The following is a 13280-nucleotide window of genomic DNA, read 5'->3' as shown; positions in this document are numbered from 1 at the left end:
TCCCCGAATTCGAGTGCGGCAAGCTAGAACCAATTCGGGTTAACGGTGCAATAACGAATTCCTGGGGAGTACATGTACATGTTCGCCAAGCGCATTTTCGACACAAAACAAGCCACCGCCGTTAGGCCAAAAAGCCGCCTCCGGAGTGTGTGCCGCCCTCAAAACGCGAGAAAAATCCGCCCAAAAGGCTCAAAAATATATGTTTTTGGGGATTCAGGGCCCCATTGTTACATTATGGCAACAATGGGGCCAAAACTTTCCGTTTACGTCAACATTAACGCAGCGGAATGCCTATTTTCGAGGCAAGAAGGTCTGATTTTGAAGCCGCCGAGGCGCCACGAATCTGCCCTCAACCAGCGTCGCGAACCCTCGTCAACGCCACCGAAAGCTTGTCCTGCGCGTCGCGGTACTCGGTGAGCTTTTCACGCTCGGCATCGACGATCTCGGCCGGCGCACTGGCGACGAATCGGTCGTTCGACAGCTTCTTGTGCAAGCGCGCGATTTCCTCGGTCACCTTGGCCAGTTCCTTCTGCAGCCGTGCCGCTTCGGCGGCGAGATCGATCAGGCTGCCAAGCGGCAGGCAGATCGTCGCCTCGTTGAGCACGATCTGCGCCGAGCCTTTTGGGGCGACATCGGCCAGCGAGATGTCGCCGACCCGTGCCAGCCGCTTGATCGCCGAGTCCTCGCGAACGAGCCGTTCGCGGGTCACCTCGTTGGCGCCGACCACGACCAGCGGCGCGATCGCCGCCGGCGGCACGTTCATCTCCGAGCGCACCGAGCGGATGCCCGAGACGAGATCGACCAGCCAGTTGATGTCGGCGGCAGCGTCGGCGTCCTCGAAGTCCGGCGACGGCCACGCCGCATGGCACAGCAGCGAGGCGCGTTCCTTGCCTTCGCCAGCGGTCTGCGCCCAAAGTTCCTCGGTCATGAACGGCATCATCGGATGCAAGAGCTTGTAGATCTCGTCGAGCACGAAGGCGACGCAGGCGCGGCTTTCGGCCTTGGCCGCCTCATCCGTGCCCATGAACACCGGCTTCAGGAGTTCCAGGTACCAGTCGCAGAACAGGTTCCAGACGAACCGGTAGGCCGACCCAGCCGCCTCGTTGAAGCGGTATGAGGTGATGCCGTCCGTGATCTCGCGCGCCGCCCGTGTCAGTTCGGTGAGGATCCAGCGGTTGACCGCAAGCTTGGCATCGTTGAGCCAGAAATCATCATTGCGCGCGACTTCGTTCATCTCGGCAAAGCGCGTCGCGTTCCACAGCTTGGTGCCGAAATTGCGATAGCCGGCGATGCGCGCCGGATCGAGCTTCACGTCACGGCCTTGCGCCGCCATCACCGTCAGGGTGAAACGCAACGCGTCGGCGCCGTATTCGTCGATGAGGTCGAGCGGATCGATGACGTTGCCTTTCGACTTCGACATCTTCTGCCCGTTCTTGTCGCGCACCAGCGCATGGACGTAGACGGTGTGGAACGGCTCCTCGTCCATGAAATGCAGGCCCATCATCATCATGCGGGCGACCCAGAAGAAGATGATGTCGAAGCCGGTGACCAGCACGTCGGTCTGGTAGTAGGTCTTCAGCTCAGGCGTCTCGTCCGGCCAGCCCAACGTCGAGAACGGCCACAGCGCCGACGAAAACCAGGTGTCGAGCACGTCCTCGTCGCGGATCAGGATCTCGCCCGGCTTGAAGTTCTCGAGCTTGTCTTCGACCCAGGCCTTCCATGGCCCTTCCAGCGCCAGATAATATTCGATCGCCGCACCCAGCGCCTCTTCTTCGGTCTTCTCGACGAAGACGCGCCCGTCCGGCCCATACCAGGCCGGAATCTGGTGACCCCACCACAGCTGGCGCGAGATGCACCAGGGCTGGATGTTTTCCATCCAGTCGAAATAGGTCTTTTCCCAGTTCTTCGGCACGAAGTTGGTGCGCCCCTCGCGCACCGAGGCAATCGCCGGCTTGGCCAGTTCCGCCGCGTTGGCATACCACTGCTCGGTCAGGAACGGCTCGATCGGCACGCCGCCGCGGTCGCCATGCGGCACCGCGTGACGATGCGGTTCGACCTTTTCCAGGAAGCCGCCTTCTTCCATCAGCTCGACGACCTTCTTGCGCGCGACGAAGCGGTCGAGGCCGTTGAGTTCATCCCAGACTGCCTGCCGCTCCCGCGTCACCTCGAGACCGGCGAGGAAATCCTCATTGTCCTTGAGGCTTATCGCCGCCGCGACGGTGAGGATGTTGATCGCCGGCAGCTTGTGGCGCTTGCCAACCTCGAAATCGTTGAAGTCGTGTGCGGGCGTGATCTTGACCGCACCAGAACCCTTCTCCGGATCGGAGTACTCATCAGCCACCACCGGGATCTTGCGGCCGACGATCGGCAGGACGATGTTCTTGCCGACCAGATGCCGGAAACGCTCGTCGTCGGGGTGCACGGCGACGGCGGTGTCGCCCAGCATCGTCTCGGGGCGCGTCGTCGCCACGGTGATGAAGGTTTTCGGATTTTCCGGATCGAAGACCTCGCCCTCGATGGGATAGCGGAAGTGCCACAGATTGCCGTTGACCTCGTGCTGCTCGACCTCGAGATCGGAGATCGCGGTGAGCAGCTTGGGATCCCAGTTCACAAGCCGCTTGTCCTTGTAGATCAGCCCTTCCTTGTAGAGCGTGACGAACACTTCCAGCACCGCCTTGGACAGGCCCTCGTCCATGGTGAAGCGTTCGCGCGACCAGTCGGCCGAGGCGCCGAGCCGCTTCAGCTGGTTGAAGATCGCCCCGCCCGATTCGTCCTTCCACTCCCAGACTTTTTCGATGAACTGCTCGCGCGTCAGGTCGCGGCGGTGGATCTGCTTTTCCATCAGCTGGCGCTCGACCACCATCTGCGTGGCGATGCCGGCATGGTCCATGCCCGGCTGCCACAGCACGTTCTTGCCGCGCATGCGCTCGAAGCGCACCAATATGTCCTGCAGCGTGTTGTTGAGCGCGTGGCCCATATGCAGCGAGCCGGTCACGTTCGGCGGCGGGATGACGATGGTGAAGGCTTCCGCCCCCTCCCCGGCCCCGGCGCCGGCGCGGAACGCGTCGGCGTCTTCCCAGACTTTGGCGATCTTCGGCTCGACGGTTTTTGCGTCGTAGGTCTTTTCAAGCATGGGAAAATGGTCCGCGCTGTCGGGAGTTTTGCTGGTCCGGTGTAAATCGGAAGGTTTTGGCCAAGTCAACCGCAGGGGCTGCCTTGGATCACTACAGGCAAATAGGCGTGGCCGTGTTCATTTCAACGGAAGGCCGTGTCCACACTCGGCACAAAACTTCGCCATTTGCGTGCGGTAAGGCTTTCCGCAGGCCGGGCAGTCAGGGCCGTAGTCGGAACGGCGCACTTGCAGGAGCCAAAATGCATGGGCGAGTGCAACTCCAGTGCATTCGCGATAGCGATCGGCAGCCGGATGCTTCATTTCTTTCTGGAGACCATTCTTGGAAACGAACTGCTTAACCTGCAAGTAAAGGACTATCGGGTCGTCGACGATCTTCAGATATTTCTCGTCCGTGAGCATTGGAACCTTTTGCCCGCAATCGATAACTGTAAGTCAGCCTTCTATCCATCGCGCAAGAATAACAGCTGCACATGGCTTTGAAAGGGTGGATCCTTGACGACTGATCTCAGCCATCCTACGCTGCCAACGCTGCTGTAGGGCGCATCGGCTTCCGGCCGGAGGGGCATTGCCCGCCTACGCCACCTCAACCCCGCAGTGCGCCCATGCCGACCCTCGAACACCAAAAGAAACAGGCCAAGCTCTATCTCAAATGGCATCGCGAGCGGTACTATCCCGTCGCCGCGGTGATTGGATGGCTCTTGCCGCGTTTTCGCGATCTCAGCGACAGCCAGATCCTCGATCACGGCTTCAAGCTTGCCGATGCCCAGGAACTCGTCGCCAGGAAGTCAGGTTTCGAGAGCTGGCAGGCGCTGAAGGAAGGCCTTCGAACCGTGACCGATCGTGCAGCACCAGACGCAGCAAAACCGCATCTCGCCTTTGCCGAGCCACAGCTCTTTGTCTGCGACATCGCAGCGGCTTGTGATTTCTACCGGCAAAAGCTCGGCTTCGAGACGCGCTTCACCTATGGCGAGCCACCCTTCTACGCCCAGATTATGCGCGATGGCGCGCGGCTCAACCTGCGCCATGTCGACAAGCCGCCATTGGCCGCCAATTCGGCCGATGACCTGCTGGCGGCGACGATCATACTCGACAACATCAAGGCGCTGTTCCTGGAGTTTCAGGCAGCCGAGGCTCCGTTCCACCAGACATTGCGAACCGAACCGTGGGGCGCCCGCACGTTCATCGTCAGGGATCCCGACGACAACCTCATTTGCTTCGCGACCAGCGCGGGCTGACCTAGTCGACAAAAACGCCGCCTCGCGGGCGGCGTTTCGAGGGTGATGGCACGTGAGACTACTGCGCCCCGCGCGCCACGCGCTCGATCTCCTCGCGCACCAGCCGCTCGACCAGTGTCGGCAGATTGTTGTCGAGCCAATCCTGCAGCATCGGCCGCAGCATCTCTTCGGCCATCTCGTCGAATGTCTTCTTGCTACGGCTGGCAAACGCATCGGAAAGCTCGCCAAAGGCGGCAGCAACCTGCCTGCCCGTGTGCTCGGAAACGATGGCCGGACGCGGCGCATCGCTGGCCACCGCCGGTCGCACCACGCTTGCGCCCGGATGAGACGGCTCGGTGGCTGCTTCGGCAGTCGGCTCGTCCCTCGGAGCCTCCACCGGCGGCTGGACAACCGACTTAAGGGCCTCGCCTTTGTCCGGCACCGCTTTGGCTTGCTCGCCGACAGCGGTGATCTCGCGCCGCCAATCGGCTACGGGGGCGTCGGCGACAGGGCGCACTGCCAGCGAGTCGGCAATAGGACGCGCTTCCGGCGCGTCGGCCATGACCGGCGGGGTCGGCTCGGCGGCGACCCGGGCGCTGACTTCTGCAAGTGTCATCGATGGCTTTGCCGGGACGGGCTCGGGGCGCACCGGCGTTTCCATCCGCGTAATCACCGGCTCGACTGCCGGCAATTGTGCCTGGACTTCCGCCAGCGTCACCGGCTTCTTGATCTCTGGGGCCTGCAGGTCGGCTCGGAATGCCTCGACGTCGGCAACTGCACCGGCGCTCGCCGCCGGCTCCAGGTCCTGGCGCAGCTCGTCGGTGTCGCCCGGCTGCTTGCGGCCGCCGTCGCTGTCCTCGATGATCCTCCTGATGGAAGCCAGTATCTCTTCCATGGAAGGTTCGCGCTGTGCGCTGCTTGCCGTCGCCATCGTCACATCCGCCGCCCTTGTGACCCGTTGCAGATTTCCGCTCCGGCAAAGCCGGATCGAATCATGACGCCAGCGTAACCGACGGATCGCCGCACGAGAATCCCCAATCTGGGGACTTGTGGGATTTCAACAGATTAGACCAGATACCGAACCAACGGGGAGTGGAGCCAAAGAGCTGGCTCAGGCAGGAGGGACCGAAAAGTCCGAGCCGAACCTCTCAGCGGCCGTCCGGCGTACGCAGGCCGAACCATTTGTCCTTGACCGCGTTGTAGTGCTCTTCAGGTCTGTACTTCGTCACCTGCAAGCCAAGGCGGTCGACGGACAGGCGGCCGGTCGCCTGCAGGATGGCATAGCTCGCCACCACCACATCATGTTCAAAGCCAGCCTGGTTGATCTCCGCGGTGATGACCGTCGCCTGTGCGTTGAGGACATCGAGCGTGGTACGCTGGCCGACATTGCGTTCTTCGATGACGCCGCTCAGTGCTAGCTTCGCGGCCTCGATCACTTGCTTGTTGGCCGTGAGCTGTTGCTGCGCGGCAGTGTACTCGGTCCAGGCGGCGGTGACGGCCTGGCGCACCTGGTCGCGACTGACGTCGACCTCGATGCGGGCCTGGCTGAGCGATTCCTTGTCCTGGCGCACAATCGCCGATTTACGGCCACCGGAATAGATCGGGATGCTCAGCGTGGCCCCGATGTTGGCCGAATTGGTAGTGCCGTCCTGCGACGCGAAGACGCCCGGTACAGTATTGCGATAATCGCTCGAAACACCTGCGCTTGCAGTCAGCTGCGGCAGCAGCGCGCCTTCGGCCGACTTCACCGAAAACGCAGCCGCGTCGACCAGATGCTGGGTGGCAAGGATGGCCGGGTGCTCGTTCGCGGCCACCTCGACGGCAACTGCGAGGCTCGACGGCAACAGTTTTGCCACCGGGGAAGCGGCTTTGAGCTTGCCCGGTTCGTCGCCGACGATCTGGCGATAGCTTGCGGCACTGGACAAGGCTTGCGCGCGGGCGGCGCTCAACGATGCCACGGCGGCGGCCCGCGAAGCGTCGGCCTGCGCGACGTCGGTACGCGTGCCTTCACCAACCTCAAAACGCGAACGCGCCGCGCGCGCCGTCTCGGTCAGGAATTGCAGGTTCTGCTCGGTCAACACGGCGATCTGGCGGTCGCGAATCACGTTCATATACGCCTGCGCCGCGCTGAACAGGGTGTTCTCTTCGGTGTTGCGCAGGGTTTCGACAGAAGCGCGGACCTGCGCTTCGGCGGCGGCGACATTGTTCCTGGTCTGAAAACCGTCGAACAGCGTCTGATTGATCTGGACGCCAAAATTGCCGGTGGTCAGCCGCACGCTTGAGTTCGTGCCGTTGAGATGGCTGCTTGAGTAGTCGATGTCCGCCGACCCGTTGATGGTCGGGCGCCATCCCGACTTGGCGATGGCGACGCTCTCGTCGGTGACGCGGACGCCGGCCCGGGCCGAATTAAGCGAAGAATTGTACTGATAGGCCTTTGCCAGCGCGCCGAGGATGGATTCCGCCGAGGCCGAGAATGGAGAAAGCGCGGTCGCGGAAACGAGGACGGCGGCGAAAAGACTCTTGCGTATAGGCAGGACCATGTATCCCTCATTCGTTGTCCATGGGAACCACGCCACGCCGGCTTCTCCTTCTTGAGCAGCCGGCGCCGCGTGTTCAATGTTCCCTGCTGCTCAGCCCCAAAGTGCCCCCAGTTTTGCGGATCAGCAACGATTTCAAACACAAGCGACCATGACAACGCCTATCCTGCAAGGCAAAATCATTCAGAATTCGAAGGCGCGAATACGTTCGAATCCCGGTAGTGGCTTAATTGCCGCATTAAATGCGCGTCTTCCGGTTACAACCCCCCCCGCTTTAAAAAAAAGCCGGGCCACGCCGGAATTGCCCTGGCCTTCGACAGCAACGAGTCGGCCGCCTTCGGCAAGCTGGTCGAGCAGCGGTGCCGGCACGTCCGCGACGCTGCCGCCGATGAAGATGACGTCATAGGGCGCCTTGGCCGCATGTCCTTGCGGCAACGCCCCGTGGACAACGGTCACATTACCGCAGCCGAGCGATGAAAGCGTCGATCTAGCGGTCTCAGCCAGCGCCGAATCGCTTTCGAGCGCCACAACGGACTTCGCCAGCCGAGACAGCACGGCCGAGGCATAGCCGGTGCCGCAGCCGACATCGAGCGCCGAATCGGCCGGGCTGATCTCGGCCAGTTGCATGAGCTTGGCCAGCGGCGAGGCTTCCATGAGATAGCGCGCGCCGTCCGCGCCGGCGGCAATGCGGATGTCCTCGTCGATATAGGCGAGATCGCGCTGTTCGGCCCCGACAAAGATTTCTCTTGGCACGACAAGCATCGCTTCGAGCAAAGGCGCGCTGGTCACATCGGTGGTGCGGACCTGGCCGTCGACCATCTTGACGCGAAGCTCGGAGAAATCAGCGCTCATGTTCCAACCAATCCGCTTGCCGCGCCAGAACCGCGGTTCATTACGATCGGAACTTCAGGCCCCAGCGCTGCTGCGCGGGGGCCCGGGCATTGGAGGCCTCGCCCGGAATCGAACCGGGGTGCAAGGATTTGCAGTCCTCTGCGTAACCACTCCGCCACGAGGCCTCATTGCTCCCGGCGTTCCACCCGGTTCCAATAGGTTGCGGCGAAAATGCCGTCAAGCGGCCACCCGTGCATTCCGAACGGTTTCCTCTCGCCGGTTTGGGCAGCGTCCCGTCAAATCACAGGCCCGGGCCTGACGACGATACGTTAGCTGCTTGTTAAGCATGGCTCGACGCCGGAAGAAACTCATTCAGCAGCCCATACGTTGAACATGGCGGGAGACATGCCATGCGTCGGACAACGGCAGCAAAAGGCAAGGCAGACGACATGAATGCGGCGTCCGGCCTGTCGCTGCCGCAGTGCGAAGAGCTTTTGCGCTAAGCCATTGACCGCCTGTGCATCGGGAGCGCGAGCAGCCTGTTGCCGCGTGACCGGGCAAAGCTCGCCTCGGCGGCTGCGATTCTCAAGCAGATCCGCGAAGCGCTGGAGGAGCACGCCGGGCGCTGAGACCGGGCGCTGTCGGCCTCAATCCGGCCGGCGGCGCCGTTCCCACCAGACAACGAAGCGGCGCCGGTGGCGGCGGACCATGGCGAATTCATAGGACAGCACCAGCAATCCAAGCGGCACCATCCAGAAGCCGAGGATCGGCAGGAAACCCAGAATGCCGCCGATGGTCAGCACGATGCCCATGGTGATTCTGAGCCCGCGCGAGCGCGGCATTTTGAACTCACGCCCGAAAACCGAGATTTTCCGCGCCGGCATCTGGTTGTCTTGTGCTGTCATCGTCTCGAAAGATTAACCCTTTTGACCGTTCAGGAGCACCGTTGAATCTAAGCCGCAACCGCGCTTTCGGTTCCATATCCCCAGCAAGACGGCTAATATGAGGGCATCCGCGAACGATTGCGAGAAACGCCTGAGCGAAAAAGCCTCGGAAAAATGCGAAATGCTTCTTTGCAAAGCGGAAAAGGGTTTGCTATAGGCTGCGCCACTCACATGAGAGCCTCTGTTCCCCGGTAGCTCAGTGGTAGAGCAACCGGCTGTTAACCGGTTGGTCGCTGGTTCGAATCCGGCCCGGGGAGCCAACTTTTCCAAGCACTTACCGAATCTGCAAAATCGCCATTTTTGGCGATAGGTACGGTATAGGTACGCAACTCGACTTCGCTAGGCGCTGAAGGAGAGAACGTCCATGGACTATGTTTTTGATGAACTGATTGGCCTGCTGCGAGCCCAGCCGACATGGAATTGGCGCCCAACTGCGATGGCCTGGGCGTTTCGCTTGGCAGGAAACGTGACGATCGGCGTCGGGATAGCAGTCGGCCGCGCCCTCGCCGGCTGATTGCGGTGCCAAACCTTTCCTGCAACTATCGGCAGGCCCGCGCGACAAAAGGGGGTGGGGCAGTGAAATCTCTCATCTACTGGTTGGTCAGCGTGGACTGGCTCAACGTCGCCGGCGTATTCGCGACGGTGATGGCCCTTGGACTGTCGCTGCATTTCTGGCGACGTCAGTTTCGCCCAATCATCACGGCGATGGTTGAGACGCACCACGGCGGCAACGAGGCTATCGCGTACGACCTGGTAATCCTTAACTCCGGATCGATCCCGGCAAAGAATATCAAGCTATTCATTAGCGATCAGAAAGCGCTTGAGGCGGCGCTTGGTGCCGGAGCCAACGACGAGAACAAGGGCCTTTAGTTGGCTTGTTTCGAGCCTTCCAGGGTGATCCGTCTCCTCGACAACGGTGCTCGGACGTCCTTTTCTTTTGGTCTAACCCATAGAGATCTGCGTCAAAGCTTTTGGATCGCGCAGGCCGAGTTTCCGATTCAGATCGAATATGAAGGTTGGTTCGGAAAAAAATATCAAAGAGAGGTGAACGTCTTGCAGATCGCCGGTTCTAACAGTTTTACAGGCGGTATGTGGGGACCACCCAAAACACTCGCAGTAAGTCGGCGGAGCCAATAATAAAAAGCCCGCCACCTTAGGGCAGCGGGCTGGCCGCGTCGCTGGATAAAGAAAGGCCCGGAAGCCGAAGCCGCAGTCAATTATAGCCAGTTTGAAACCACGGACTGGTGTCATCATACCCTAAGCGCGGATTATAATGATCCAGGAAGTTTGCCCCATTTGGCTGTCGCGCAACCACGGTGCCTGTCGATTTACAATCCAGTTTCGGGGTCGGCTTGCTGCCAGCCTTCATATGAGGTGTAGAACACGAGGTTGCAGCCTGATGAGCTGTGGCCACTTTTTTCTTCTCTTTCGCAACAGCTGCTCCGGTGGCGGCCAATACCATTGCTACGCCAAAGACAATGAGTTTCATTGAAACGCCCTCACCCTTGTACAATCCGATATGATTGCGCCCAGTTAACGTAACGTCAAATCACCTTTTGTCGGCAACGACGGCGAACAGTGCCAGTAAAAAGAGCCCGCCACCGAAGCAGCGGGCCAATTCGAAACTTGGTTTCGGTTTCAGTAGAAGTCGGGCTGCTCCCGCTCATCGTCGCCTTCGCGATCGTCTGCCGGTTCGCAAAGCATGACGCCTTTGCCGTGATTCTCGCACCAGCCGAGCAGCGGCTCGCCTTCGGGGTGGTTCCAGGTGTTCTGATCGACGATGACTGCCTTGCGCTGGTCGACATGTTCCGTCCAGCCAAGTTCATACTCGTCATCGTCCCAGCCGTCGTGCGCTTCGTCCAGCACGTCGCCTCCATGCTCATTCTCGGCCTCGCAATCGTCATGGCTTGTGCCGTGAACAAACAGGGGATTCACTACGAAACCGGTCCGATCAAGAATCTTCGGATGGACGCGATTTTTGACAACCTCGCCAGTGCCAGCGGCCCGCTGCCAGGGCACGGCAACGGGCCTTTGACACAAGCCGGACATGGACTTTGGACAGGCATCCGGCCGGCATTTTCAACGAGAGATGCGAAATTTTGTTCCCGCGCTTCTCGCATTTTACCACCATTGCCTGTCGTGATTGCGGCGCTACCTCACTGGGCGTAGGATCGCCCTGGGGAGAGGCAAAATGTCTGTTATTTGGGCAGGTGGAACAGCCATCGTCGTTTTGTCGTTCGTCGCGGTCGTGGCCATGGATTACATGAGCAACCGACCGAAACCACACTGAAGGCTCTAGCGCTTTTTCGGCTTGGGCGTGATCTCCTCAACCCTAACCTTGTCCCCGATCTCCTTGGCTAGCGCGAACGCCTTTTCCTTGTCCTTGGTCGTTAGAACAGTGCACCAGTGCGGTTTCTCGAACATGCTGACGATGTAGGTCGTCACCGGCTTATCTGTCATCTTAAACGGCACCATCCTTAGAGTAATGGCCGGTGCAGTTGGGGCTTCTTGGGGGCATCAAACCACACCGGCCACTGCGGGCTTTTTTGGTTTGGACGTCCCCCGCGCTGCCCAAACTATGGGCACAATAGCAACTGAGCAATTAAGCCTATTGGCTGGACTAAGACTGAAGTCCCAGCCCAGCCGTCTAGCGTCGATCGAACGTAGATTTCCAGTCGCGGTTGCGCTTCGCATTGATCCCTTCGTAATCAGGAATCACAGTGAAAAATACCGGCCGGCGATCACGAGCCGGTCGATATTTCAGCTTCTCGACCTGGCCGGCTACCTTGCCACGAAGAGATTGCTCGCAATGCATTTATGGACCGGGCAATAATCTGTGTCGGTCGTCGGCACGCCTGCGCCAGTAGCCACCTCGCCAGGACCGCATTGCTTCTGCCCGCTGACATAGAGGTCGTAGCGCGTCAGGCTGAGGTTGAATATGGAGCGGTAGCGAATGACGGTGGTGCCGTCCTGCTTCAGTAGTGCCTGAACTTCGGCGCAACTCAGGCCGGCGATATCCCTGCGCTCTTGCGCTTGAGCCTGCACCACGAGGAAGAGTAACGGAATTGCAATCGCGATCGGCTTCATGGCGCCCCACCAGCGTTTTCGCCCGACTGATGGTGTAGACTTGACCAACCGATATGAAAAGCCCTCTGCCTTTGGCCTCGCCAAAGGACGCATGCGTTCTATGTCATCGATGGTCGAAAGATCTGTTGCAGGCCATTTCTAAGCGCCGTAGACCCTAGCGCCTCTTCGTGGTTTGAGTTTGAATAAGCCTCGTCTTCACCCCCGTAGTTGATGGCCCCTTGAATAGGTGACACGATCATGAGCATGGGTTTAGACCGCCAACCGCAKGTACGCCGGACGACGCCACCGTCGGAAAGTGTCGTTGCGGGCTGGTACGAGAACGCCAGCTTACTCGATAGCTACAGCATTGACATGAGTGCATCGGAACAGTCGAGCATGCGCGAGCTGGCGACGCGGACACTCGTCAATCCACCGGCGTGGCAAAAGGCATTGATCGCGCTGCGCGACGCCATTGTTACGCCCTTTGGCATCAAAACCTCCGGTACGGTCAGGACGTCCCGGGACAGCCATCAACGGGTGGACTTCTTCCCGGTGCACTGGGAGGGCAAGGACGAAATTGTGCTCGGAACGGATGACCGACACCTGGACTTCCGGCTATCTCTGCTCCGACGCCATTCTCCAATAGGCACGTTGCTCATCGCAACAACCGTTGTGCATACCCACAATGCCTTGGGCTTCACCTATCTCAACGCGATCAGGCCTTTTCATCACCTCGTGGTCAGGGCCAACCTGGCACGCTGCGCACTGAGGAAGTCCGCGCCCCTGGCGTAGCGCCTCAGATGTTCCTCTCGATATGAGCCTCGATCGTATTTGGGCGCCGTAACTCAAATCTCTTAGCTGCCATAAATGTCAGCACGATAGCGGCAGCTATAGTTGCAATCACGGTGGAGGTGCGGGCTAGACTTCTCACCATCTTCACTCAACAAAGCCTACCGCCGTTTCACCTTCGGCATTATCTCTTCGATCCTGACCTTGTCGCCGATCTCCTTCGCCATGCCCAAAGCTTTGGCTTTGTCCTTGGTTGTCATCACCGTTCGCCAATGCGGCTTCTCGAGCACGCTGACGATGTAGGTCGTTACGGGCGTATCAGGCATCGCTAAAATATAGCCTACCCGTCGGTGGCGTCTAGCACAGCGCTTGGTTCGCTTCACGCGGGCGCCACAATAGCGATGCAGATTAGTAAGCGCTGAAGGGGGTTCAATCGATCCCTCCCCCCTTCGGGGTTCCCAATCGATCCTCCCAAGGCCCGGCGTCAAACCGGGCTTTCTTTTTAGCTCTCTAGCTGCCGTTAATACGCTCGGCAATGGCGAACGCCTGTAGGTTCTTTGCCTTGCCGTGGTCCTCGTCTGCATGGGCAATGATCGAGAAGAATGCGGCCCTGGCGATATCCTTCTTCGAGGCTTTTGGGTGCTCTTTCCGAGCCGCTTTGACCAATTGCTTCGGTGTCATTTCTGGCGTGACGATCCGCATGAGGGTGTCGCCTATCACCTGCATCGTGTCCATGATCGGAACTCCCAACTAACCCACCAGACGG

Annotated in this window: 17 protein-coding genes and 2 tRNA genes; 6 read left to right on the top strand and 13 right to left on the bottom strand. The window is 60.0% G+C overall.

Annotated features, from left to right (window positions below):
* Positions 1-349: 349 nt before the first annotated feature.
* Positions 350-3133 (bottom strand): valine--tRNA ligase, encoded by a 2784-nt coding sequence (locus AC1D2G_RS23965; protein WP_477417056.1) that lies wholly within the window; start codon positions 3131-3133, stop codon positions 350-352.
* Between the two features lie 117 nt (positions 3134-3250).
* A complete protein-coding gene (locus AC1D2G_RS23960; RefSeq protein ID WP_477417054.1) occupies positions 3251-3532 on the bottom strand; it encodes a hypothetical protein in 282 nt (93 codons plus the stop codon).
* Positions 3533-3735: 203 nt separating this feature from the next.
* On the opposite strand from AC1D2G_RS23960, the gene AC1D2G_RS23955 reads away from it, so the two are divergent.
* On the top strand, positions 3736-4368 hold the full coding sequence (locus tag AC1D2G_RS23955; RefSeq protein WP_477417052.1) for a bleomycin resistance protein: 633 nt from the start codon (positions 3736-3738) through the stop codon (positions 4366-4368).
* A 58-nt stretch (positions 4369-4426) separates the two neighbouring features.
* Here the strand turns inward: AC1D2G_RS23955 and AC1D2G_RS23950 are convergent, their stop codons facing one another.
* The 5 genes from AC1D2G_RS23950 to AC1D2G_RS23930 all read right to left on the bottom strand — a co-directional run bounded on the left by AC1D2G_RS23950 (position 4427) and on the right by AC1D2G_RS23930 (position 8620).
* The gene (locus AC1D2G_RS23950) at positions 4427-5278 is read right to left on the bottom strand and encodes a PopZ family protein (RefSeq protein WP_477417050.1); all 852 of its coding nucleotides are present in this window, start codon (positions 5276-5278) and stop codon (positions 4427-4429) included.
* Positions 5279-5495: 217 nt separating this feature from the next.
* On the bottom strand, positions 5496-6887 hold the full coding sequence (locus AC1D2G_RS23945) for a TolC family outer membrane protein (RefSeq protein ID WP_457153486.1): 1392 nt from the start codon (positions 6885-6887) through the stop codon (positions 5496-5498).
* 180 nt (positions 6888-7067) lie between these two features.
* Positions 7068-7736 (bottom strand): protein-L-isoaspartate O-methyltransferase family protein, encoded by a 669-nt coding sequence (locus AC1D2G_RS23940; protein ID WP_477303950.1) that lies wholly within the window; start codon positions 7734-7736, stop codon positions 7068-7070.
* A gap of 90 nt (positions 7737-7826) precedes the next feature.
* Positions 7827-7900: transfer RNA gene (locus tag AC1D2G_RS23935), tRNA-Cys, on the bottom strand.
* Positions 7901-8362: 462 nt separating this feature from the next.
* Positions 8363-8620 (bottom strand): hypothetical protein, encoded by a 258-nt coding sequence (locus tag AC1D2G_RS23930; RefSeq protein ID WP_457154476.1) that lies wholly within the window; start codon positions 8618-8620, stop codon positions 8363-8365.
* Between the two features lie 224 nt (positions 8621-8844).
* Here AC1D2G_RS23930 and AC1D2G_RS23925 point away from each other — a divergent pair.
* From AC1D2G_RS23925 to AC1D2G_RS23915, 3 genes are all read left to right on the top strand, one after another.
* Positions 8845-8919: transfer RNA gene (locus tag AC1D2G_RS23925), tRNA-Asn, on the top strand.
* A 104-nt stretch (positions 8920-9023) separates the two neighbouring features.
* Positions 9024-9173 (top strand): hypothetical protein, encoded by a 150-nt coding sequence (locus tag AC1D2G_RS23920; protein WP_477304232.1) that lies wholly within the window; start codon positions 9024-9026, stop codon positions 9171-9173.
* Positions 9174-9235: 62 nt separating this feature from the next.
* On the top strand, positions 9236-9529 hold the full coding sequence (locus tag AC1D2G_RS23915; protein WP_477227429.1) for a hypothetical protein: 294 nt from the start codon (positions 9236-9238) through the stop codon (positions 9527-9529).
* Between the two features lie 343 nt (positions 9530-9872).
* Here AC1D2G_RS23915 and AC1D2G_RS23910 read toward each other — a convergent pair whose 3' ends face one another.
* Positions 9873-10148: a hypothetical protein gene (locus tag AC1D2G_RS23910; protein ID WP_457154479.1), complete on the bottom strand. Its 276-nt coding sequence runs from the start codon at positions 10146-10148 to the stop codon at positions 9873-9875.
* A 149-nt stretch (positions 10149-10297) separates the two neighbouring features.
* Entirely contained in the window at positions 10298-10525 is a 228-nt protein-coding gene (locus AC1D2G_RS23905; RefSeq protein ID WP_477417048.1) for a hypothetical protein, read from the bottom strand.
* Between the two features lie 9 nt (positions 10526-10534).
* Here AC1D2G_RS23905 and AC1D2G_RS23900 point away from each other — a divergent pair, with 9 nt between their 5' ends.
* A complete protein-coding gene (locus AC1D2G_RS23900) occupies positions 10535-10828 on the top strand; it encodes a hypothetical protein (protein ID WP_457154481.1) in 294 nt (97 codons plus the stop codon).
* A gap of 126 nt (positions 10829-10954) precedes the next feature.
* Here the strand turns inward: AC1D2G_RS23900 and AC1D2G_RS23895 are convergent, their stop codons facing one another.
* The gene (locus tag AC1D2G_RS23895; protein WP_477417046.1) at positions 10955-11119 is read right to left on the bottom strand and encodes a hypothetical protein; all 165 of its coding nucleotides are present in this window, start codon (positions 11117-11119) and stop codon (positions 10955-10957) included.
* Positions 11120-11440: 321 nt separating this feature from the next.
* Complete coding sequence (locus AC1D2G_RS23890; RefSeq protein WP_095081959.1) at positions 11441-11746, bottom strand: hypothetical protein; 306 nt, start codon at positions 11744-11746, stop codon at positions 11441-11443.
* A gap of 237 nt (positions 11747-11983) precedes the next feature.
* On the opposite strand from AC1D2G_RS23890, the gene AC1D2G_RS23885 reads away from it, so the two are divergent.
* Positions 11984-12517 carry a DUF2867 domain-containing protein gene (locus tag AC1D2G_RS23885; RefSeq protein ID WP_477417044.1) on the top strand — a complete coding sequence of 178 codons (534 nt, stop codon included), beginning with the start codon at positions 11984-11986 and terminating at the stop codon, positions 12515-12517.
* Positions 12518-12675: 158 nt separating this feature from the next.
* Here the strand turns inward: AC1D2G_RS23885 and AC1D2G_RS23880 are convergent, their stop codons facing one another.
* Together AC1D2G_RS23880 and AC1D2G_RS23875 are read right to left on the bottom strand one after the other, a co-directional pair.
* Complete coding sequence (locus tag AC1D2G_RS23880) at positions 12676-12840, bottom strand: hypothetical protein (protein WP_477417042.1); 165 nt, start codon at positions 12838-12840, stop codon at positions 12676-12678.
* Positions 12841-13024: 184 nt separating this feature from the next.
* Positions 13025-13249: a hypothetical protein gene (locus AC1D2G_RS23875; protein WP_477417040.1), complete on the bottom strand. Its 225-nt coding sequence runs from the start codon at positions 13247-13249 to the stop codon at positions 13025-13027.
* Between the last annotated feature and the right edge of the window lie 31 nt (positions 13250-13280).

Source organism: Mesorhizobium sp. P2_C7 (assembly GCF_056404515.1).
This window is presented reverse-complemented; position numbering and strand designations above follow the sequence as displayed.